Origin of the sequence: Kitasatospora sp. NPDC058046, from assembly GCF_042885595.1 — a bacterium.
Lineage (GTDB): Bacteria > Actinomycetota > Actinomycetes > Streptomycetales > Streptomycetaceae > Kitasatospora.
Genome location: NZ_JBHVRS010000008.1, coordinates 211,265 through 233,324, shown reverse-complemented (window position 1 = coordinate 233,324; position 22,060 = coordinate 211,265). Strand labels below are relative to the sequence as shown.

Below are 22,060 nucleotides of genomic sequence, written 5' to 3'. Positions count from 1 at the left end.
GCGCCGTTTCATTGCATGTCGGACCAGCCCGGAAACACCCGCGGGCGCCGGGCTTCACGGCACATCCCGGGCGGCGGCCGTCCCCAGCCTGTACGGTCGGCCCCCGCGCTGACCCCCCGTCGCCTGCCACCGCGGCCCTGCTCCAGACCCGGAGCAGCTGAAGGGCGGCGAGGTCCTCACCTATGGACAAGGAGGGCGGCGACACGACCACGACGAACGCCGACACCTTTTCCACACCGACGCCCTGAAGTCCTGCCGACCCGCCCCCACCCCCGAGGGTCCGCCCGCCGGCGTCGTGTCGCGCTGGGTGATCGTGGTGTCACGCGGGTAGGACTGTGGCTGTCCTGAACGGGCGTTGCCGAGACATCGCAGGAGCCGCGAGTGGCCGCTTACCACGACAGTGACGGAGCCGAGCAGGTACCGGCGCAGGATGCCCCGCCGCCGCCCGCCGAACTGGTGGCGCTGGCGCGGGCGTACGGGGTGGACGTCCGGTATCCGGGGCCGGGCGGGCAGGCGGTGGGGGCGCGGACGCTGGTGGCGGTGCTGGGGGCGATGGGGGTGGCGGCCGGGTCGCCGCAGGAGGTGGGGGAGGCGCTGGAGCGTCACCGGGCCGAGCAGCGGGCCCGGTTGCTGCCGCCGTGCGTGGTGGTCCGGCAGGGGCGGCGGACGGCGCTGGACGTGCCGGCGGACGCCCGGTTGCGGGTGGAGCTGGAGGACGGCGGGAGTTGGGAGCTGCCCCGGGGGCACTCGCACTGGGTGCCGGGGGACCTGCCGCTGGGGCGCCACGTGCTCACGGCGGAAACCGGCACGAGGACCGCGCGGGCCGCGCTGGTGGTCGCCCCCGAGCGGCTGCCGCAACTCCCCGGCCGCAGCTGGGGGTTCCTCGCCCAGCTGTACTCCGTGCTCTCCGAACGCTCGTGGGGCATGGGCGACCTCGGGGACCTCGTCGAGCTGGCCCGGTGGGCGGGGGCCGGCCTCGGCGCGGGCTTCGTGCAGATCAACCCGTTGCACCAGGCCCTGCCCGGCGCCCCCTCCGACCCGTCCCCGTACCGCCCGTCCTCGCGCCGCTTCGCCGACCCGGTGCACCTGCGGATCGAGGCCGTCCCCGAGTACGCCTACCTGACCGGCGCCGGGCGCGAGCAGGCCGAGGAGCTGACCCGGCGGGCCGCCCGGCTGCGCGACGAGGTGCTGGTCCACGACGCCCTGATCGACCGGGACGCCGTCTGGCTGCTCAAGCGCGAGGCCCTGGAGCTGCTGCACGAGGTGCCGCGCGGCCCCGGGCGGCAGGCCGAGTACGACGCGTACCGGCTCCGCGAGGGCGAGTGGCTGTACCGGCACGCGCTGTGGAACGCCCTGGCCGAGGAGCACGGCACCGACTGGCACCACTGGCCGAAGGGGCTGCGTCACCCGGACGGCCCACAGGTCGAGCACGCCGCCAAGGAACTGGAGGAGCGGGTCGAGTTCCACCGCTGGCTCGCCTGGCAGGTCGACCAGCAGCTCGCCCACGCCCAGCGGGCGGCCCGCGAGGCGGGCATGCCGGTCGGCCTGATCCACGACCTGGCCGTCGGCGTCCACCCGGACGGCGCGGACGCCTGGGCGCTGCGGGACGTGCTGGCCGGCGGCATCTCGGTCGGCGCCCCGCCGGACGCCTTCAACGCCCACGGCCAGGACTGGGGCCTGCCGCCCTGGCGCCCGGACGCGCTCGCCGAGGCCGGCTACGCCCCGTACGCGGAGCTGCTGCGGGCCACCGCCCGGCACGCGGGGGCCCTGCGGATCGACCACGTGATGGGCCTGTTCCGGCTCTGGTGGGTGCCGCAGGGGCACCCGCCGACCGAGGGCGCGTACGTGCGCTACGACGCCGAGGCGATGCTCGGCGTGCTGGCGCTGGAGGCGCACCGGGCCGGGACGGCGGTGATCGGCGAGGACCTCGGCACGGTGGAGCCGGGGGTGCGGGAAGAGCTGGCGGCGCGCGGGGTGCTCGGCACGTCCGTGCTCTGGTTCGAGCGGGACTGGCGGGGCGACGGCGCGATCCTCGGCCCGGACCGCTGGCGGTCCGGCTGCCTGGCCACCCTCACCACCCACGACCTGCCCAGCACCGCGGCCCGGCTCTCCGGTGAGCACGTCGAGCTGCGGCACCGGCTGGGCCTGCTGGCCCGGCCGCTGGGGGAGGAGCAGGGGCAGGCGGCGGCGGAGCTGGCGGACTGGCGGGCCGAGCTGGGCCGGCTCGGGCTGCTGGCCGAGGGCGAGCTGCTGACGATGCCGGTGCTGTACCGCTTCCTGCGGGCCACCCCGGCGGAGCTGGTCGGGGTCTGGCTGCCGGACCTGGTCGGGGACCCGCGCCCGCAGAACCTGCCCGGCACCTGGGACCAGTACCCGAACTGGCGCCTGCCGGTCGCGGACGGCTCCGGCGACCCGGTCACCCTCGAACGGCTGGCCACCGCCCCCGCCGCAGGCCTGCTCGCCCGGCTCCTGGCCCCGCGCGGTTCCGCCGGGTCGGCCCCGAGGCACGTCCTCCCGTCCCGCCCGACCGACCCCGACGAGCGCGCCCCCGTAAGCGGCGGGTAAGTTGGAAACGTGGACAAGAGGAACGCTTTGCGAGCCGGCGCGGTCTCCGCAACGGTCACGCTGATGATGCTGCTGTCGTCGCCCGCCATGGCCTTCACCAGGGACGACGGTGATGACCCCGGTTCCGGCCTGAGTGTGGGCCAGACCCTCGGCCTGTACGTGTTTCTCCCGCTGGTCGCCTTCGCGGTGATCGCCGGTCTGGCGGGCCTGCCCTACGGCAAGGGCAAGAAGAAGTAACACCCGCGCAGACGTCCCCAGGACTCGCACGACCCGCAGGGCTCGCAGGTCCCGTACGACCTGCAGAGCCCGCACCACCCGCAAGGCCCGCAAGACCCCGAAGGGGCGCCGGACGATCCCGTCCGGCGCCCCTTCGCGGTTGCGAGGAGACCGTCAGCGGCCGCCCGCCGCACGGTCGGCCGCCTGGGCCTTGAGCGCGCGCTCGACGCCCGCCCGGGCCTCGACGACCTGGCGCCGCAGCGCCGGGGCCGGCTCGGCCGAGGCCAGCCACGCGTCGGTGGCCTCCAGGGTCGCGGCCGTCACCTGGAGGGCCGGGTACAGCCCGACGATGATCTGCTGCGAGATCTCGTGGCTGCGGGTCTCCCAGATGCCCTTGACCGCCGCGAAGTACTTCGCCGCGTACGGCGCGAGCAGCTCGCGCTGGTCGGACTGCTGGAAGCCGGCGATGACGGCCTCCTGCACATAGTTCGTCAGCTTGTCGGACTCCACCACCGACGCCCAGGCCTCCGCCTTGGCCCCGGCGGTCGGCCGGGCGGCGCGGCAGGTGGCCGCGTGCTCCTGGCCGGCCGCGGTGTTGTCCCGCTCCAGCTCGGCGGCGATGGCGGCCTCGTCGGCCCGGCCGGTGGCGGCGAGGCGCACCAGCAGGGTCCAGCGCAGCTCGGTGTCCACCGCGAGGCCCTTGATCTCGACCGAGCCGTCCAGCAGCCCGGCGAGCAGGCCCAGCTGACCGTCGGTACGGGCGACCGAGGCGAGGGCGCGGGCCCAGGCCAGCTGGTGGTCGCTGCCGGGCTCGGCGGCGCGCAGGTGCTCCTCCGCGGCGGCGGCCCAGCGGTCGAGGCCCTGCTCGCGCCACTGCGGGTCGGTGTAGGCGTCGAGGGCGAGCTTGACCTGGCGGTGCACGGACTGCACCACGCCGATGTCGCTCTCGCGCCCGATGCCGGACAGCGCCAGCGCCAGGTAGTCGCGGGCGGCCAGCTCGCCGTCGCGGGTCATGTCCCAGGCGGAGGCCCAGCACAGCGCGCGCGGCAGCGACTCGGTGAAGCCGCCGAGGTGCTCGGTGACGACGGCCAGCGAGTCCTCGTCCAGCCGGATCTTGGCGTACGAGAGGTCGTCGTCGTTCAGCAGCACGACGGCCGGGCGGTGCCGGCCGACCAGCTCGGGCACCTCGGTGCGCGGGCCGTCGACGTCCAGCTCGATCCGGTCGGTGCGCACCAGCGCGTCGCCGTTCAGCTCGTACAGGCCGATCGCGATGCGGTGCGGCCGCAGCACGGCCTCGCCCTTGGCGCCGGCGGGCAGCGCGGGGGCCTCCTGGAGCACCGCGAAGGACTCGATCTCGCCGTCGGTGTTGAGTACGATCGACGGCCGCAGCACGTTGATGCCGGCGGTCTCCAGCCAGGCCTTGGACCAGGCCTTGAGGTCGCGGCCGCTGGCCTCCTCCAGGGCGCCGAGCAGGTCGCTGAGCCGGGTGTTGCCCCAGGCGTGGCGCTTGAAGTACGCCTGCACGCCCTGGAAGAAGGCGTCCTGGCCGACGTACGCCACCAGCTGCTTGAGCACCGAGGCGCCCTTGGCGTAGGTGATGCCGTCGAAGTTGACCTGGACGTCCTCCAGGTCGTTGATGTCCGCCATGATCGGGTGGGTGGACGGCAGCTGGTCCTGCCGGTACGCCCAGGTCTTCATCTGGTTGGCGAAGGTGGTCCAGGAGTGCGGCCACTTGGAGCCGGGGGCCTCGGCCTGGCAGACCGCCTCGGCGTAGGTCGCGAAGGACTCGTTGAGCCAGAGGTCGTTCCACCACTCCATGGTGACGAGGTCGCCGAACCACATGTGGGCGAGCTCGTGCAGGATCGTCGCGGCCCGGGCCTCGTACGCGGCGTCGGTGACCTTGGAGCGGAACACGTACTGGTCGCGCAGGGTGACGGCGCCCGCGTTCTCCATCGCGCCGGCGTTGAACTCCGGGACGAAGAGCTGGTCGTACTTGGCGAACGGGTACGGGAAGTCGAACTTCTCCTGGAAGTAGTCGAAGCCCTGCTTGGTGACCTCGAAGACGGCCTCCGGGTCCAGGAACTCGCGCAGCGAGGGCCGGCAGTAGACGCCCAGCGGCACCTTCTGCTCGCCGTTCTCGTAGGTGTCGAAGACCCCGACGTACGGGCCGGCGACGAGCGCGGTGATGTAGGTGGAGATCCGGCCGGTGGGCTCGAACGTCCAGACCCGGGTGTCGCCCTCGCCGACCGGCTCCGGGGTCGGCGAGTTGGAGACCACGACCCAGCCCTCCGGCGCGGTCACGGTGAACGCGAACGCGGCCTTCAGGTCGGGCTGCTCGAAGTTGGCGAAGACCCGGCGGGCGTCCGGCACCTCGAACTGGGTGTACAGGTAGGTCTCGCCGTCGACCGGGTCGACGAACCGGTGCAGGCCCTCACCGGTGTTGGTGTACTCGCAGTTCGCGACGACCCGCAGCTCGTTCTCGGCGGCGAGGCCCGGCAGCGGGATGCGGCTGTCGGCGAAGGTCGCCGGGTCGAGCCGCACGCCGTTGAGGGTGATCTCCTCGACGCTCGGGGCGACCAGGTCGATGAAGGTCTCCGCCCCCGGGGTGGTGGCGGTGAACCGGACCACGGTGGTGGACCGGAAGGTACCGCCCTCGCGGGCCGAACCGAGGTCGAGCTCGATGTCGTACGCGTCCACGTGGAGGAGGTCGGCCCGGGTGCGGGCCTCCTCACGGGTCAGGTTTGTGCCGGGCACTCGCTGCACTCCTTTGTCAGACTGATGGTCCGAATCCTCGCACGTCCAACGGACGGGGCGGCCGAAAAATCACAGGCGGGGCGGGCACGGGCGATCAGCCCGTGCCCGCCCCGCCTGTGTCGGTCGCCGCGCGGCCCGCGACGAGGGGTCACGCCCCCGGGATCAGCCCCGGAGGCGCCCCGGCGTCACTTCTTCCACTTGGTCAGCGGCCCGTCGCTGGCGCTGTAGCGGCGGAACGCGTAGACGGCGGCGCCGTCGTCCGAGACCAGGTACTCGGAGGTGCTGCTGCCGATGCCCATGCTGCTCGGCATCGTCATGGTGCCGAGGTCGGACATCGAGCCGTCGGTCGGCGAGAGCGTCACCAGCCGGGCCGGCTTGTTGTAGCCCTGGTCGACGATCGCGCGGACCTTGCCGTCCTTGTCGGTCCCGGCCACCAGGCGCATGTCGTTGCTCGTCGAACCGGAGTTGGCCGACCACAGCCGCTTGCCGGTGTTCAGGTCGTAGGCGTTGATGCCCGGCTTGCCGCCGCTGACCTGGACGTACAGCGTGGTGCCGCTGACCACGTTGCGGGTGAGGGCCTCGTTCTGGCCGGAGAGGCGCAGGCTGTCCGCGCCGGGCTCCTTGACGGACATCTGGGTGCCCGGCTTGTTGTCCTTGTCGAACGGCAGGACGTAGTCGCCCTGCGGGCCGTTGCCCATCAGCAGCACCAGCGGCTTGTCCTGGACGACCGAGTCGACCTCCTCGATGTTGCCGGTGAGGGTGATCGGGGTGCTGGCCGGCTTGCCGGTCTCGGCGTTGACGATGACCAGCTGCGACTTCGGGCCGCTGGTGCCGTAGCAGCGGTCGCTGACCGCGATCTGGGCGCCGGCCGCCTTGCCGCGCAGGACGCAGTCCTTGTCGCGCGGCTGGTACTGCCAGGCGGGCTGGCCGTTGGCGATGTTCAGGGCGGCGACGGCGTTGCCGCCGACGGCGACGACGTTCTCGGTGACGCTGAGGGTCGGCGAGGACATCCGGTCGGCCGAGACCTTGACGCTCCAGAGCAGCTTGCCCTGAGTCAGGTCGATGGCGCCGACGGTGGAGCAGTCGCTGTCACCGGTGTTGAAGGAGACGGCGGCGACGCCCTTGGAGTTGGCGGCGTACGAGGCGGTGCACAGCTCCTTGCTGCCGGCCGGGGCGGCGATGGTCCACGCCTCCTTGCCGTCGGTCAGGTTGAAGGCCCTGATCCCGGAGCTGTCGACGCGCACCGCGAGCTTGTCGGTGCCCCAGACGCCGAGCATCTGGTTCGAGCTGTCCGCGTTGGCCGGCTTGGGGGCGCTCCAGGCGACGTTGAAGGTGGCGCCCTTGGGAGCGGGGCCGGGGGTGGGGCCGTTGCTGGTCCCGCCGTTGTCGGTGGTGCCGGTGCTGACCGGGTCCGGGCCCGGGTCGGGGGCGGGCTTGGGGTCCTTGAGCAGGACGACCAGGGCGACCACGATCGAGATCGCCAGCACGCCGCCGATGATCCCTCCCCACAGCATCACCGGGTTGCGCTGCTTGGGCGCGACCGGCGCGACGGGGTAGCCGTACCCGGGCTGCTGCGGGTAGTTGTAGCCGCCCGGGTTGTAGGCCTGCCCGGCGTCCGGGGCACCGTACGGGGCACCGGGGACCGGGTCGTACGGGCCGACCGGCGCGGCACCGGGCGGCGGCGGGGCCTGGCTGGGGAACCCGGGCGCGGTCGGCGCGTACGCCGCGTACTCCGGGCTGCCGACCGACGGCTGCGCGGGCGGCTGCACGGGCGGTGCCGGCGGCTGGACGGGCGGCGGGCCCGCGGGCGCGACCGGGCCCGGGGTGACCTGCCCCGGGACGGCGGCGCCGTCGAGCTGCGTCATCTGGTCCGCGACGGCGGCCGGATCGACACCGCCGCCCGGCGGGCGCCCGAACGAGACGCCCCGGTTGTCCTGCGGACCGCTGCCGGGCGTTTCGCCTGCACCCGGCGTAGGGTGATCCCCTGCCATCTGATTCCCCGTCATGTCTGGATGCGTCCCCCTGGCGGTGCCGTCCACGGCCCCGATGGGACGGGTGAGAAGTGGCACCATGTTAGTGGTGCGTGGTTTTCGGCCGTCGCCAGGACAGCGGTTCCCCGTCCCCGCAGGCCCGGGCCGCGCAACACCTTCACCCCCCGATCACCCCGCCCCCACGCCCGCGCCCCCGCTCGCCGGCCCGCGCCGGGCGGCTGCCGTCCGCGCCCCCCTGCGCGCCCGCCCGCCGCAGCCGGGATCCCCGCCCGGGCCCCCGGGCCGTACCCTTCAGGAGTTGAAGGGGACGCCCGGCGGAGGGATCCCCGCCCTGGGAGGGTGGATCATGTCGACGGACACACCGGGCTCGCAGTCGTCGCTGCACCGGGCGAACCTGGAACGGGTGCTCCGCGCGGTGCGGATGGCCGGCTCGCTGACCCAGGCCGAGATCGCCCGCGGCACCGGACTGTCCGCGGCCACCGTGTCCAACATCGTGCGGGAGTTGAAGGAGAGCGGCACCGTCGTGGTCGCCGACACCTCCTCCGGCGGCCGCCGCGCCCGCAGCGTCTCGCTCAGCGGGGACGCCGGCATCGTGGTCGGCATCGACTTCGGCCACACCCACCTGCGCGTCGCGGTCGGCAACCTGGCCCACCGGGTGCTGGCCGAGGAGAGCGCCCCGATCGACGTCGACGTCTCCGCCCAGCAGGGCTTCGACCGCGCCGAGGCGATGGTCGAGCGGCTGCTGACGCAGGCGGGCTTCCGTTCCGACAAGGTGATCGGCGTCGGCCTCGGCGTGCCCGGCCCGATCGACGTGGAGACCGGCGCGCTCGGCTCCACCGCGATCCTGCCCGGCTGGACGGGCATCGCCCCGGGCCGGGAGCTGGCCGAGCGGCTCGGCATGCCGGTGCACGTGGACAACGACGCCAACCTGGGTGCGCTCGGCGAGCTGGTCTGGGGTGCCGGCCGCGGGCTGAGCGACCTCGCCTACATCAAGGTCGCCAGCGGGGTCGGCGCCGGGCTGGTGGTGAACGGCCAGATCTACCGCGGCCCGGGCGGTACCGCGGGTGAGATCGGGCACATCACCCTGGACGAGGCGGGGCCGGTCTGCCGCTGCGGCAACCGCGGCTGCCTGGAGACGTTCGTCGGCTCCCGCTACCTGCTCTCGCTGCTCGCCCCCACCCTCGGCCAGGACCTCAGCCTGCCCCGGGTGGTCGAGCTGGCCCAGCAGGGCGACCTCGGCTGCCGCCGGGTGATCGCCGACGCGGGCCGGCAGATCGGCACCGGCGTCGCCACCCTGTGCAACCTGCTGAACCCCCGCCGGGTGATCCTCGGCGGGGACCTCGCCGAGGCCGGTGAGCTGGTGCTCGCCCCGATCCGGGACTCGGTGGCCCGCTACGCGATCCCGAGCGCCGCCCGTCAGCTCTCGGTCGTCCCCGGCACCCTCGGCGGCCGGGCCGAGGTGCTCGGCGCGCTGGCCCTGGTGATGAGCGAGATGGGGGAGTCCGGCGCGCTGGGCCGCGCCTGACGCCGCCGTCCGGCCGCCCGCGTATTCAAACGCCTGTACGTCAACCTGAGGTGACCCGGCTTCCCGGCCCGACCTCCCGGAATGGCGGTAACCGAACGGTGGCACCGGGCGCGCCGCTTGGTGTCCGGCAGGCGGACATTAGACTCGACCGGTCGCCACCGGCCGGACCGTCGGACTGCCGCCGGGCCGGGCAGCGACGCCCGTCGGACCGTCCGTGGTCCGCGAACACTGAACGAGGAGGAACGGGTGGCCCTGCTGACCCGCATTCGGGGACCGCGCGATCTCGACCGGCTCACGCCCGGACAGCTGGCCGCACTGGCCCAGGAGATCCGGACCTTCCTGGTGACCGAGGTCTCCAAGACGGGTGGCCACCTCGGGCCCAACCTCGGCGTGGTGGAGCTCACCATCGCGCTGCACCGGGTCTTCGACTCCCCGCGCGACCGCATCCTCTTCGACACCGGCCACCAGAGCTACGTCCACAAGCTGCTCACCGGCCGCCAGGACTTCTCCCGGCTGCGGATGAAGGGCGGCCTGTCCGGCTACCCGTCCCGGGCCGAGTCCGAGCACGACGTGATCGAGAACTCGCACGCCTCCACGGTCCTCTCGTACGCCGACGGCCTGGCCAAGGCCAACCAGATCCTGGGCAAGAACGACCCGGTCGTCGCGGTGATCGGCGACGGCGCGCTCACCGGCGGCATGGCCTGGGAGGCGCTCAACAACATCGCCGACGCCAAGGACCGTCCGCTCGTCATCGTCGTGAACGACAACGAGCGCTCGTACTCCCCGACCATCGGCGGCCTGGCCAACCACCTCGCCACCCTGCGCACCACCCAGGGCTACGAGCGCTTCCTGTCCTGGGGCAAGGACGCGCTCCAGCGCACCCCGGTGGTCGGCCAGCAGCTGTTCGAGACGCTGCACGGCGCCAAGAAGGGCCTCAAGGACTTCATCGCCCCGCAGGGCATGTTCGAGGACCTCGGCCTCAAGTACATCGGCCCGATCGACGGCCACGACATGGCCGCCCTGGAGTCCGCGCTGACCAAGGCGCGCGGCTTCGGCGGCCCGGTGATCGTGCACTGCCTCACCGAGAAGGGCCGCGGCTACCACGCCGCCGAGAACAACGACGAGGACCGCTTCCACGCGGTCGGCAAGATCCACCCGGAGACCGGCCTGCCGATCACGAGCGGCGGCGGCCGGAGCTGGACCTCGGTCTTCGCCGAGGAGATGGTCGCGCTCGGCCACGAGCGCGAGGACATCGTCGGCATCACCGCCGCGATGCTCCACCCGGTGGGCCTGGCCCCGTTCGCCGAGGCCTTCCCGGACCGGATCTTCGACGTCGGCATCGCCGAGCAGCACGCCGTCACCAGCGCGGCCGGCCTGGCCACCAACGGCCTGCACCCGGTGTTCGCGGTCTACGCGACCTTCCTCAACCGGGCCTTCGACCAGGTCCTGATGGACGTCGCCCTGCACAAGCTGGGCGTCACCTTCGTCCTGGACCGGGCCGGCGTCACCGGCGACGACGGCGCCTCGCACAACGGCATGTGGGACATGTCGATGCTGCAGATCATCCCGACCCTGCGGCTGGCCGCCCCGCGCGACGCCGACCAGGTCCGCGCGCAGCTGCGCGAGGCCGTCGAGGTCAAGGACGCCCCGACCGTGGTCCGCTACTCCAAGGGCACGGTCGGCCCGGCCGTCCCCGCGGTCGGCCGGATCGGCGGCATGGACGTGCTGCGCGCCGCCGATGAGCCCTCCGGCGCCCACCGCGCCGACGTGCTGATCGTCTCGGTCGGCGCGATGGCCCCCACCAGCCTGGAGGTCGCCGACCTGCTGGCCGCCCAGGGCGTCACCGCCACCGTGGTGGACCCGCGCTGGGTCAAGCCGGTGGACGCGGCCCTGCCGGGCCTGGCGGCCGAGCACCGGGTGGTCGTCACGATCGAGGACAACGGCCGGGTGGGCGGCGTCGGCGCCGCCGTGGCGCAGGCGCTGCGGGACGCGGACGTGGACCTGCCGGTGCGCGACTTCGGCATCCCGCAGGAGTTCCTGGACCACGCCAGCCGGGCCGAGATCCTGGCCGAGATCGGCCTGAACGCCCCGGACATCGCCCGAAAGGTGACGGCTCTGGTCGCCAAGCTGGACGCGGCGCCGGTCAAGGCCTGACCGGAGGCCGTCCGGGGGGAGCGGTCACCCGTTCCGCAGACGACCGTTTGTCGTAACTCCGTAACAGTTCGTCACGGAACAAGCTGACAATCGCACTGAAAGGCGGGACCGGCGCCACCGGCGCCGATCCCGCCCGGTAGGTTGTCACCCGTGCCGACCCCCACCCGCCTCCGCCTCACCGGACTGGCCGAGCGCCTGCCCGAGCGCGTCCGTACCCGTGTTCTCACCGGGTACTGGACCAGGCTGGTGCCGGTGCTCGCGCTGGTCGCGCTGCTCACCCACATCCCCTCCTTCGCCCGGCCCGTCTGGAGCCCGGACGAGGGCTTCCTGGCCACCCAGGCCCGGATGCTGGCGGACGGCGGGGTGCTGTACGACACCGTGGTGGACCGCAAACCACCGCTGCTGCCCTGGCTCTACCAGGCCTGCTTCGCGGTCTTCGGCTCCGCCTCGCTCTGGCCGCTGCGCACCCTGGCGGTGGTGGCCCACCTGGTCACCGCGATCCTGCTGGCCTCGATCGCCCGCGGCCGCTGGGGCAACCGGGCCGGGGCCGGGGCCGGACTGCTCTACCTGCTGGTCTCCATCGGGCTCTCCCCGGAGGACACCCAGGCGGCGACCTTCGAGGTCTTCATGCTGCCCGCCATGGTGGCCGCCTTCCGGTACGCCGAACGGCGCCGCTGGCTGGCCGCGGGCATCGCGGTCGCCCTCTGCTCACTGACCAAGCAGACCGGCGGCGCGGTGCTGCTGCCGGTGCTCTGGATGCTGTTCCAGGACGCCCGCCGGCGCGGGGTGCGCTGGCCGCCCGCGCTGTTCAAGATCGGGTTCGGTTTCACCCTGCCGATAGCGCTGGTCGCGGTGATCCTCACCAAGCCCAAGGGCTTCCTCTTCTGGGTGGTCACCGGCAGCGGCGACTACGCCTCCTTCGGCGGCGCCTGGCTCCAGATGCTCGGCCGGGCCTTCGGCAACTCGGCCATCCTGGCCGCGGCCGGCCTGGGCTTCCTGCTCCCGGTCGGGCGCCGGCTCTGGCTCAAGCACCGCCACCGCCCGCTGCCGGTGGCCGGTGAGGAGCACGGCTCGACCACGGACCTGTGGGTCTGGCTGCTCTCCTCGGTCGTCGCGGTCAGCGTGGGCTTCCACTTCTTCGGCCACTACTACCTCCAGCTGATCCCGCCGCTGGTGCTGCTGGGCACCGGGGCGGTCGCCACCTCGGCGATCCGCTGGAAGCCCGTCCTGCTGTACACCACGGCCGCCGCCACGGTGTTCTGGAGCCTGGCGCTGGCCTGGCCGGGGGAGCGGCTCAACCGCACCACCGAGGTCGCCACCGCCGTCGCCGCCCAGACCACCCCCAAGGACACCGTGCTGGTCTGGGGCATGCACCCCGAGCTGTACTGGCTGGCCGACCGCAAGCCCGCCACCCGCTACCTGACCGCCGGCTTCCTCACCAACTACAGCGGCGGCAAGGACGGCAACCAGAACGTCGGCGAGCAGTTCAGCGTCTCCAACGCCTGGCAGACCTTCGACAAGGAGCTGGCCAACGGCCTGCCCGAGGTCGTGGTCGACGACTCCGGCATCGCCCCGTACCAGCCGGTCATGGTCCCCCGGATCGAGAACCTGCTGGACACCCACTACGAGATGGTCGGCGTCTTCGCCGACACCGTGGTGTACCGCCTCAAGCACTGAGGCGGCCCGTACCCGGTTTCCTCGCGGCAACGCCGTACACGCCGGGTTCCCGGCGGCAGCGCCGTACACAGGACCTCGGGCGGAAACGCCGTACACGCCGCGTCCGGGCGGCAGCCCCGTACACACGGAGGAGCCCCGGTGACCAGGCGGTCACCGGGGCTCCGTGTTCGGGTGCTGCGTTACGCGGGCACCGAGGCCACGCCGGGGGCGAGGAACGCCTTGCCGTTCACCCGCTCCGAGACGCCCTCACGGTCCAGGTACGGGGTGATCCCGCCCAGGTGGAAGGGCCAGCCGGCACCGGTGATCATGCAGAGGTCGATGTCCTGCGCCTCGGCGACGACACCCTCCTCCAGCATCAGGCCGATCTCCTGCGCCACGGCCTCCAGGGCGCGGGCGCGGACCTGCTCCCCGGTGAGCACCGAGTCGCCGAAGGTCAGCAGCTCCAGCACCTCGGGGTCGAGGACCTGCTGGCCGTCCGTCCAGGTGTAGAAGCCGCGCTTGCCGGCCTTGACCACCTTGGCGAGGTTCTCGGAGACGGTGAACCGCTCCGGGAAGGCGCCGTGCAGGGTCTCCGAGACGTGCAGGGCGATGGCCGGGCCGACCAGCTCCAGCAGCACGATCGGGGACATCGGCAGGCCGAGCGGCTCGACGGCCTTCTCGACGTCGGCGATCGGGGTGCCCTCGTCGATGATGCCCTGGATCTCGCCCATGAAGCGGGTCAGGATCCGGTTCACCACGAACGCGGGGCGGTCCTTGCAGAGCACCGAGGTCTTCTTCAGCTTCTTGGACACCGCGAAGGCGGTGGCCAGCGAGGCGTCGTCCGTCGAGTCGCCGCGGACGATCTCCAGCAGCGGCAGGATCGCGACCGGGTTGAAGAAGTGGAAGCCGACGACCCGCTCGGGGTGCTTCAGCTTCGAGGCCATCTCGGTGACCGACAGCGAGGAGGTGTTGGTCGCCAGCACGCAGGTCGGCGAGACCACGTTCTCCAGGTCCGCGAAGACGGCCTGCTTGACGCCCATCTCCTCGAACACGGCCTCGATGACGAAGTCCGCGTCGCCGAAGGCGGCGGCCTTGTCCAGCGAGCCGGAGACCAGGCCCTTGAGACGGTTGGCCTTGTCCTGGCCGATCCGGCCCTTGCCGAGCAGCTTGTCGATCTCGGCGTGGACGTAGCCGACGCCCTTGTCCACGCGCGCCTGGTCGATGTCGGTGAGGACCACCGGCACCTCCAGACGGCGGGCGAACAGCAGCGCCAGCTGCGAGGCCATCAGACCGGCGCCGACGACGCCGACCTTGGTGACCGGGCGGGCCAGCGACTTGTCCGGCGCGCCGACCGGGCGCTTGGCCCGGCGCTGCACCAGGTTGAAGGCGTAGATGCCGCTGCGCAGCTCGCCGCTCATGATGAGGTCGGCCAGGGCCGCGTCCTCGGCGTCGAAGCCGGCCTGCAGGCTGGCCTTGTCCGCGAGGTCGAAGTCCTTGGCGGCGGCGATGATGTCCAGCGCCCTGTAGGCGGCCGGAGCGGCGCCGTGCACCTTGGCGTCGGCGACCATGCGGCCCCAGAGGACGGCGTCGTCCCAGGCCTTGCCGCGGTCGATCGCCTCGCGCTCGACGACGACGTCGCCCTTGACGACCTTGGCGGCCCAGAGCAGCGACTGCTCCAGGAAGTCGGCCGGCTCGAAGATCGCGTCGGCGATCCCCAGCTCGAACACGTCCTTGCCCTTGAGCTGCTTGTTCTGGTTCATCGAGTTCTCGACGATGACCTTGACGGCCTTACCGGCACCCACCAGGTTCGGCAGGATGGTGCAGCCGCCCCAGCCGGGGACGAGGCCGAGGAAGACCTCGGGCAGCGAGAAGGCCGGGACGCCCGCCGACACCGTGCGGTAGTCGCAGTGCAGGCCGACCTCGACGCCGCCGCCCATCGCCGCGCCGTTGTAGAAGGCGAAGGTGGGGACGGGCAGCGTGGCGATCCGCTGGAAGACGTCGTGGCCGCCCTTGCCGATGGCCAGCGCGTCCGCGTGCTCCTTGAGCAGCTCGACGCCCTTGAGGTCGGCGCCGACCGCGAAGATGAACGGCTTGCCGGTGATCGCGGCACCGACGATCGTGCCCTCGGCGGCCTCGGCCGCGACCTGGTCCAGCGCCTCGTTCAGCTTGAGCAGCGAGCCCGGGCCGAAGGTGGTCGGCTTGGTGTGGTCGAAGCCGTTGTCCAGGGTGATCAGGGCCAGCCGGCCGGCCTGCAGCGGCAGGTCGAGGTGGCGGACGTGCGCGGTCGTGACGACCTCGCCCGGGAAGAGCTCGGCGCCGCGGGTCAGCAGCTCGGTGGTGTTCGTCATGGTCACTTACCACCCTCGAGCTCGGTGTTCTGGGTCGCTCCGCTCCAGTGCGGGTTCTCCCAGATGATGGTGCCGCCCATGCCGAAGCCGATGCACATCGTGGTGAGGCCGTAGCGGACGTCCGGGCGCTGCTCGAAGCGGCGGGCCAGCTGGTTCATCAGGCGCACGCCGGAGGAGGCCAGCGGGTGGCCGAAGGCGATCGCGCCGCCGTACGGGTTGACCCGCTCGTCGTCGTCCGCGATGCCGTAGTGGTCCAGGAAGGACAGGACCTGGACGGCGAAGGCCTCGTTGATCTCGAAGGCCTGGATGTCGTCGATGGTCAGGCCGGCCTTGGCCAGCGCCTTCTCGGTGGCCGGCACCGGGCCGATGCCCATGACCTCGGGCTCGACGCCCGCGAAGGCGAAGGAGACCAGGCGCATCTTGACCGGGAGGCCGAGCTCCTCGGCGACGTCCTCGGCGGCCAGCAGCGAGGCGGTGGCGCCGTCGTTCAGACCGGCCGAGTTGCCCGCGGTGATGTTGCCGTGCGGGCGGAACGGGGTCTTCAGGCCGGCCAGCGACTCCATCGTGGTGCCCGGGCGCAGCGGCTCGTCCACGGTGGCCAGGCCCCAGCCGGTCTCGCCGACCTCGGGGTTGGTGTTGCGGATCGAGATCGGCACCAGGTCGGGCTGGATGTCGCCGTTGGCGTACGCCTTGGCGGCCTTCTCCTGGGAGCGCACGGCGTAGGCGTCGCAGCGCTCCTTGGTCAGGTGCGGGAACCGGTCGTGCAGGTTCTCCGCGGTCATGCCCATGAACAGGGCGGACTCGTCGACCAGCTTCTCGGAGACGAAGCGCGGGTTCGGGTCGACGCCCTCGCCCATCGGGTGGCGGCCCATGTGCTCGACACCGCCGGCCACGACCACGTCGTACGCGCCGAAGGCGATGCCGCCGGCGGTGGTGGTCACGGCGGTCAGCGCACCGGCGCACATGCGGTCGATCGCGTAGCCGGGGACGGACTTCGGCAGGCCGGACAGCAGGGCGGCGGTGCGCCCGATGGTCAGGCCCTGGTCGCCGATCTGCGTGGTGGCCGCGACGGCGACCTCGTCGATGCGCTCGACGGGCAGGTTCGGGTTACGGCGCACGAGCTCCCGGATGCACTTGACGACGAGGTCGTCGGCGCGCGTCTCGTGGTAGATGCCCTTCGGGCCTGCCTTGCCGAACGGGGTGCGGACGCCATCGACGAAGACGACGTCCCTCGCGGTACGAGGCACGGGGGCTCTCCTCCCAGGGACCAACATGACGATTGGGCGGGCTGCCGCCGTCGAAGACCCGAGCGGCGCCGCATCACCGCCATGCTACCCGCCGGTAACCAACCTGCCCAGGCCCCTCGGAGGGATCCGACCATGTGTCCCCCGACACGTTCCCCGGCCCGTCCGACCAGGAGCGTCGTTCCCGGGTGCGACGAACGGGTACGACGGGCGGGCACGACGGACGGGTACGACGAAGGGGATGCCACCCGTACGGATGACATCCCCTTCCACGTGTTGCCGTGATCGGTCCTGGAGCGTGATCAGTCCGCGGCCGCGGCCGCGGCCGCGGCGAACGCGGCGGCCACCGCCGGCGCCACCAGGTCCACCTGCCACTGCCGGGCGCCGAACCCGCGCAGGGCGGCGGCCACGGCCTCGGGGCCCGGCTCGGTCGGCGGGTGCCAGCAGACCCGGCGGACGGTGTCCGGGGTCATCAGGTTCTCGGCCGGCACGTGGTACCGCTCGGCCAGCTCGCTGATCGCGGCGCGCGCGCCGGACAGCCGGGCGGCGGCCACCGGGTCCTTCTCGGCCCAGGCCCGCGGCGGCGGCGGTCCGTCGTGCGGCGCGGTGGCCGGCGGCAGCATGTTCTCCGGGATCTCCCGGGCGCGCTGCACGGCCGCCAGCCACTGCTCCAGCTGGCGCCGGTGCACCCGCGGGCCGAAGCCCTGGACGGCCTGCAGGGCGGCGATGTTCAGCGGCATGGCCAGCGCGGCGTTGACGATCGCCGCGTCGGCGAGCACCCGGCCGGGGGAGACGTCGCGGTCCTGCGCCATCCGGTCGCGGACCAGCCACAGCTCGCGCACCACGGCCAGCTGACGGCGGCGGCGGATCTTGTGCAGCTGCGAGGTGCGGCGCCACGGGTCGTTGCGCGGGCCCGGGCGGGGCGCGGCGGCGATCGAGGCGAACTCCTCCATCGCCCAGCCGAGCTTGCCCTGGGCGTCCAGCTCCTGTTCGAGTGCGTCGCGCAGCTCGACCAGCACCTCGACGTCCAGAGCGGCGTAGCGCAGCCACGGCTCGGGCAGCGGGCGGGTGGACCAGTCGACCGCGGAGTGCTCCTTGGACAGGCTCAGTCCGAGCACGTTCTCGGTCATCGGCCCGAGGCCGACCCGGGCGAAGCCGGCGATCCGCCCGGCCAGCTCGGTGTCGAACAGGCGCTGGGGTCTCATGCCGACGTCGGACAGGCAGGGCAGGTCCTGGCTGGCCGCGTGGACGACCCACTCGGCGTCCTCGACGGCCTTGCCGAGCGCACTGAGGTCCGGGCAGGCGATCGGGTCGATCAGGGCGGAGCCGGAACCCGCGCGGCGCAGCTGGATGAGGTAGGCGCGCTGCCCGTAGCGGTAGCCGGAGGCCCGTTCGGCATCGACGGCCACCGGTCCGGTGCCCGCGGCGAAGGCGGCGACGACGGCGCCCAGCGCCTGTTCGTCCGCCACGACGGGCGGGATCCCCTCCCTCGGCTCAAGGAGCGGGACCGGGGCTGCTTCTTCTGGGATGGCTGCTACGGCGTCGGTCACCCCCCAAGGGTACGACGGTCCTCGCGGCCGGGAGTGTTGTCGGACTGGTCAGACTGTTGATCGCCCGGGGGCGGCCCGCCCCGCTCCGGGGCGCGGTTCACCCGCCGCGGGCCCTCCGGGGGTGACGGGAGTTCGGCGGCGGGAGGTTGACGTCGGGAGTTCGACGGCGGGCCCCGGAACAGCGCCGCGGCGGCCGAGGAGGAAACGTTCCTCCTCGGCCGCCGCAGCGGTCCGGAGCGTCCGGCTCAGTGGATGATGCCGGTGCGCAGCGCGACCGCGACCATGCCGGCGCGGTCGCCGGTGCCCAGCTTGCGGGCGATCCGGGCGAGGTGGCTCTTCACGGTGAGCGCCGACAGGCCCATCGCCACGCCGATCGCCTTGTTGGACTGGCCCTCGGCGACCAGCCGCAGCACCTCGACCTCGCGGCCGGAAAGCTCGCGGTAGGCGGCCTGCTGCGCGCCGGGCGCACCAGGGGCTCCGGGGGCGCCCGGCGCTCCGGCCGTGCCCGGCATGCCCGGCATCCCGGGGCGGCGCATCCGGCCGGCCAGCCCGGCGGCGCCGAGCGGCATCCCGGGGCGGCCCGGCATCGCGACGTTCGTCCGGGTGCCGGTCACCACGTATCCCTTGACGCCGCCGGCCAGCGCGCTGCGGACCGCGCCGATGTCGTCGGCGGCGGACAGTGCCAGGCCGTTGGGCCAGCCCGCGGCGCGGGTCTCGGCGAGGATGGTCAGCCCGGATCCGTCCGGGAGGTGGACGTCGGCGACGCAGATGTCGCGGGGGGTGGAGACCCGTGGGCGGGCCTCGGCGATGGAGGACACCTCGATCACGTCCCGGACACCGAGGGCCCACAGGTGGCGGGTGACGGTGTTTCGGACACGGGGATCGGCGATGACCACCATGGCGGTGGGCTTGGTCGGCCGGTAGGCGACCACGTTTGCGGGGTGCTCAAGAAGGACCGACACCAGGCCTCCTGCGGGGAGTGGCGGACGGAACCCCGATGGGGGCGGTCGGAGTGTTCCGCGTTGGGAAAGGGTCACAGACTGCTTCGGCAGCATCCGTGCCCGGCTTTAGCGAAAGATCACGATCTAGTGAGTAACAATACGGACAAATCGCGCAAATGATTGATGCGACATGCCTGGTATTCGCACAAAATCGATCAGATTTGGTGCCGATCAGTCGGTATCGACCGATGAATTGACGCAGAGCGGGTCCGAAGTCACACTCCGTCAGCCCTGGGGGTGGCGTCCGGCCCCCGGGTGCCGCCGGAGCCGCACACCACCCGTCAGTGCGACCGCGGGCGTCGCCGGGCCGGCATCGGGACCACTCCACCGAGTGAAGGAACCTCGGCGGGACCCTGCGGAGCCGGGGCGGCCGGCGGCAGGCCGGCGCTGACGCACAGCAGGTCCCCCCAGGCCGCCAGGTGCCGCTCGAAGCGGCCGTCGGCCGGGGTCCAGGAGGCCCGGATCTCGATCTCCGTCGAGGACGGGCGGTCCGCCAGACCCCCGAAGTACTGGGAGGAGGCCAGCGTCACCGTGCCGGACGGCTCCGCGAACCCGGCGGCGTGCGCCTGCAGGGAGTCCAGCAGCCAGGCCCAGCCCACCTCGGAGAGCATCGGGTCCCCGGCCATCTCCGGCTCCAGCTCGGCCCGGGTCATCGTGACCACCCGGAACTCGCCGTTCCAGGCCTCCTGCCCGGCCGGGTCGTACAGCAGCACCAGCCGGCCGTCCGCCAGCTCCTCGCCGTCCACCTCGACCGAGGCGGTCACCGCGAACGAGTACGGGGCGAGCCGGCGCGGCGCCGGCGCGGGGGAGAGCTGCACCTCGGGCCGCAACCGGGCCCCGTCCAGGGCCGCCACGGCCGCCCGGAACTCGCTCGGCGCCCCCTCGCGACCCGCTCCGCCACCTGCTCCGCCACCCTGTGCGGGGTGCCCTCCGACCGCTGCCATGTCCCGAAGACTAGGTCGAAGAACGGGGTTATCGCCGCAACTTCTCTCCCAGCGGCGTGCCGGAACGGCAAACCCGGACAGATCTTGGAGGAACCGACGAGACCGGCCGGGAAACCGGGCCCGGCACGCGTGCGAAGATTTGACGGTGAGCGAGACTACGGCAGACAGCACGGCGGCCACCCACGACGGCCCGACCACCCCCGGGCGCCGCGGCGCCGCGCACGACTCGGCGTTCCTGCGCGCCTGCCGGCACGAGCCCGTGCCGCACACCCCGGTGTGGTTCATGCGCCAGGCCGGCCGCTCGCTGCCCGAGTACCTGAAGGTCCGCGAGGGCATCCCCATGCTGGAGTCCTGCATGCGGCCCGAGCTGGTCAAGGAGATCACCCTCCAGCCGGTGCGCCGGCACAAGGTGGACGCCGCGATCTTCTTCAGCGACATCGTGGTGCCGCTCAAGGCCGTCGGCATCGACGTCGACATCAAGCCCGGCATCGGCCCGGTCATCGCCGACCCGATCCGCACCGCCGAGGACCTGAAGCGGCTGCGCCCGCTGGAGCCCGACGACGTCCCCTACATCACCGAGGCCGTCGGCCTGCTGGTGGACGAGCTCGGCGAGACCCCGCTGATCGGCTTCGCCGGCGCGCCGTACACGCTGGCCAGCTACCTGATCGAGGGCGGCCCGTCCAAGAACCACGAGAACACCAAGGCCATGATGTACGGGCAGCCCGAGCTGTGGGCCGCCCTGGTGGACCGGCTCGCGGACATCACCTCGGCCTTCCTCAAGGTGCAGATCGAGGCCGGCGCCTCCGCGGTCCAGCTGTTCGACTCCTGGGTCGGCGCCCTCGCGCCGGACGACTACCGCCGCTCGGTGATGCCGTCCAGCACCAAGGTCTTCGACGCCGTCGCCGGGTACGGCGTGCCGCGGATCCACTTCGGCGTCGGTACCGGCGAGCTGCTCGGCCTGATGGGCCAGGCCGGCGCCGACATCGTCGGCGTCGACTGGCGGGTCCCGCTGAACGTCGCCGCCGAGCGGGTCGGCCAGGGCAAGGGCCTCCAGGGCAACCTCGACCCGGCGGTGCTGTACGCGCCCACCAAGGTCGTCGAGACCAAGGCCCGCGAGGTGCTGCACGCCGCCCAGGCGCTCGGCACCAGCGGCCACATCTTCAACCTCGGCCACGGCGTGCTGCCGTCCATGGACCCGGACGCGCTCAGCCGCCTCGTCGCCTTCGTCCACGAGGCCAGCGCACGCTGACCTCAGGGCGGTGGGCCCCCGGACTCCGGGGGTCCACTACCCGGCCGTGACCTCGATCCCGGCCCGGCGCAGCAGCGCCGCCGTCACCCCGTCACCCGGGCGCAGCTCCCCGGAGAACGTCCCGTCGTACACCTGACCGCAGCCGCAGGACGGGCTGCGCGCCATCAGCACCGCCCGCCGGGCCCCCGCCCCCTCGGCGGCGGACAGCGCCGCCCGGGCACCGGCCAGGAACTCCGCGGTGCAGTCCGCGCCCGTCGCGTCCACCACCCGGGCCCGCCCGTCCAGCACGTCCGCGCCGTCCCCGCCCACGATCTCCGCCGGCGGCCGCGGCGTCGGCAGCCCGCCCGCCCCCTCCGGGCACACCACCACGGCCCGCCCCTCCTCGACCAGCCGCACGGCGCCGTCGGAGGTCTTCGCCCGCCCGTCGTACCGACAGGGAATCCCGGCCAGACACGCACTCACCACGATCGGTTCCATGCGGTGGAGCCTACGGCGGCCGGCTCACTCCTCGAAGAGCTGGTCCCTTCGCATCGTGAACTCCCGCCGCCCGCACACGGTTTGGAGATGATGCGGCTGCCAGATGGACACCGTGACGACCTCGTCCGCGCGCCCGGCGGCCGGGCCCAGCACGGTGCAGTCGATGTCGGCCGGGAACGGGAACGGCGAGTCCGCTTCGATCCACGCGCCGGGCCCGAGGGCCTGGTCCGTCCCGAACATCGCGGTCTTCCCGATGATCGACCACCGTCGGCCGTCCGCGTCCGTGAAACAGACCTCCACCACCCCGGGCTGCGGCTCGTCGTCTACCCACCGGACCGCCTCGCCCCACAGGTACACCACAGGGCACCCTCCTCTCGGTCGGGACC

General features: G+C 72.9%; 15 protein-coding genes. 6 read left to right on the top strand and 9 right to left on the bottom strand.

Annotated features, from left to right (window positions below):
* Positions 1-381 precede the first annotated feature (381 nt).
* Positions 382-2,565 (top strand): 4-alpha-glucanotransferase, encoded by a 2,184-nt coding sequence (gene malQ / locus ACFVU7_RS18950; RefSeq protein WP_388046027.1) that lies wholly within the window; start codon positions 382-384, stop codon positions 2,563-2,565.
* A 9-nt stretch (positions 2,566-2,574) separates the two neighbouring features.
* Positions 2,575-2,802, top strand: a complete 228-nt coding sequence (locus tag ACFVU7_RS18945) for a hypothetical protein (RefSeq protein WP_030238515.1) — start codon at positions 2,575-2,577, stop codon at positions 2,800-2,802.
* Positions 2,803-2,955: 153 nt separating this feature from the next.
* Here the strand turns inward: ACFVU7_RS18945 and pepN are convergent, their stop codons facing one another.
* Together pepN and ACFVU7_RS18935 are read right to left on the bottom strand one after the other, a co-directional pair.
* Complete coding sequence (gene pepN / locus ACFVU7_RS18940) at positions 2,956-5,535, bottom strand: aminopeptidase N (RefSeq protein ID WP_388046026.1); 2,580 nt, start codon at positions 5,533-5,535, stop codon at positions 2,956-2,958.
* 185 nt (positions 5,536-5,720) lie between these two features.
* Positions 5,721-7,400 carry a PQQ-binding-like beta-propeller repeat protein gene (locus ACFVU7_RS18935; RefSeq protein WP_388046024.1) on the bottom strand — a complete coding sequence of 560 codons (1,680 nt, stop codon included), beginning with the start codon at positions 7,398-7,400 and terminating at the stop codon, positions 5,721-5,723.
* A 472-nt stretch (positions 7,401-7,872) separates the two neighbouring features.
* Here ACFVU7_RS18935 and ACFVU7_RS18930 point away from each other — a divergent pair, with 472 nt between their 5' ends.
* The 3 genes from ACFVU7_RS18930 to ACFVU7_RS18920 all read left to right on the top strand — a co-directional run bounded on the left by ACFVU7_RS18930 (position 7,873) and on the right by ACFVU7_RS18920 (position 12,882).
* Complete coding sequence (locus tag ACFVU7_RS18930; protein ID WP_049651274.1) at positions 7,873-9,051, top strand: ROK family transcriptional regulator; 1,179 nt, start codon at positions 7,873-7,875, stop codon at positions 9,049-9,051.
* A gap of 246 nt (positions 9,052-9,297) precedes the next feature.
* Positions 9,298-11,205 carry a 1-deoxy-D-xylulose-5-phosphate synthase gene (gene dxs, locus ACFVU7_RS18925; protein WP_388046022.1) on the top strand — a complete coding sequence of 636 codons (1,908 nt, stop codon included), beginning with the start codon at positions 9,298-9,300 and terminating at the stop codon, positions 11,203-11,205.
* Positions 11,206-11,355: 150 nt separating this feature from the next.
* The gene (locus tag ACFVU7_RS18920; protein ID WP_234348350.1) at positions 11,356-12,882 is read left to right on the top strand and encodes a glycosyltransferase family 39 protein; all 1,527 of its coding nucleotides are present in this window, start codon (positions 11,356-11,358) and stop codon (positions 12,880-12,882) included.
* A 179-nt stretch (positions 12,883-13,061) separates the two neighbouring features.
* Here ACFVU7_RS18920 and ACFVU7_RS18915 read toward each other — a convergent pair whose 3' ends face one another.
* The 5 genes from ACFVU7_RS18915 to ACFVU7_RS18895 form a co-directional block, all read right to left on the bottom strand.
* Positions 13,062-15,209 (bottom strand): 3-hydroxyacyl-CoA dehydrogenase NAD-binding domain-containing protein, encoded by a 2,148-nt coding sequence (locus ACFVU7_RS18915; RefSeq protein ID WP_375873232.1) that lies wholly within the window; start codon positions 15,207-15,209, stop codon positions 13,062-13,064.
* Positions 15,210-15,211: 2 nt separating this feature from the next.
* Entirely contained in the window at positions 15,212-16,456 is a 1,245-nt protein-coding gene (locus tag ACFVU7_RS18910) for an acetyl-CoA C-acyltransferase (protein ID WP_049651277.1), read from the bottom strand.
* Between the two features lie 299 nt (positions 16,457-16,755).
* A complete protein-coding gene (locus ACFVU7_RS18905; protein ID WP_388046021.1) occupies positions 16,756-18,003 on the bottom strand; it encodes a ribonuclease D in 1,248 nt (415 codons plus the stop codon).
* Positions 18,004-18,248: 245 nt separating this feature from the next.
* On the bottom strand, positions 18,249-18,965 hold the full coding sequence (locus tag ACFVU7_RS18900; protein WP_388046019.1) for a LuxR C-terminal-related transcriptional regulator: 717 nt from the start codon (positions 18,963-18,965) through the stop codon (positions 18,249-18,251).
* A 320-nt stretch (positions 18,966-19,285) separates the two neighbouring features.
* Positions 19,286-19,948, bottom strand: a complete 663-nt coding sequence (locus ACFVU7_RS18895; protein WP_074005620.1) for a DUF3000 domain-containing protein — start codon at positions 19,946-19,948, stop codon at positions 19,286-19,288.
* Between the two features lie 235 nt (positions 19,949-20,183).
* Between ACFVU7_RS18895 and hemE the strand changes: the two genes are divergently transcribed.
* Positions 20,184-21,197 carry a uroporphyrinogen decarboxylase gene (gene hemE, locus ACFVU7_RS18890; RefSeq protein ID WP_234348351.1) on the top strand — a complete coding sequence of 338 codons (1,014 nt, stop codon included), beginning with the start codon at positions 20,184-20,186 and terminating at the stop codon, positions 21,195-21,197.
* A gap of 36 nt (positions 21,198-21,233) precedes the next feature.
* Here the strand turns inward: hemE and ACFVU7_RS18885 are convergent, their stop codons facing one another.
* Both ACFVU7_RS18885 and ACFVU7_RS18880 read right to left on the bottom strand, forming a co-directional pair.
* The gene (locus ACFVU7_RS18885; RefSeq protein WP_388046017.1) at positions 21,234-21,674 is read right to left on the bottom strand and encodes a DUF523 domain-containing protein; all 441 of its coding nucleotides are present in this window, start codon (positions 21,672-21,674) and stop codon (positions 21,234-21,236) included.
* Between the two features lie 24 nt (positions 21,675-21,698).
* Entirely contained in the window at positions 21,699-22,034 is a 336-nt protein-coding gene (locus ACFVU7_RS18880; protein ID WP_074005622.1) for a hypothetical protein, read from the bottom strand.
* Positions 22,035-22,060 lie beyond the last annotated feature (26 nt).

Bases quoted from the DNA above. Each gene is read 5' to 3' on its own strand.
- ACFVU7_RS18935 (WP_388046024.1), bottom strand. From the start codon at position 7,400: ATGACGCAGCTCGACGGCGCCGCCGTCCCGGGGCAGGTCACCCCGGGC.
- ACFVU7_RS18895 (WP_074005620.1), bottom strand. From the start codon at position 19,948: ATGGCAGCGGTCGGAGGGCACCCCGCACAGGGTGGCGGAGCAGGTGGC.
- ACFVU7_RS18915 (WP_375873232.1), bottom strand. From the start codon at position 15,209: ATGACGAACACCACCGAGCTGCTGACCCGCGGCGCCGAGCTCTTCCCG.
- ACFVU7_RS18885 (WP_388046017.1), bottom strand. From the start codon at position 21,674: ATGGAACCGATCGTGGTGAGTGCGTGTCTGGCCGGGATTCCCTGTCGG.
- ACFVU7_RS18930 (WP_049651274.1), top strand. From the start codon at position 7,873: ATGTCGACGGACACACCGGGCTCGCAGTCGTCGCTGCACCGGGCGAAC.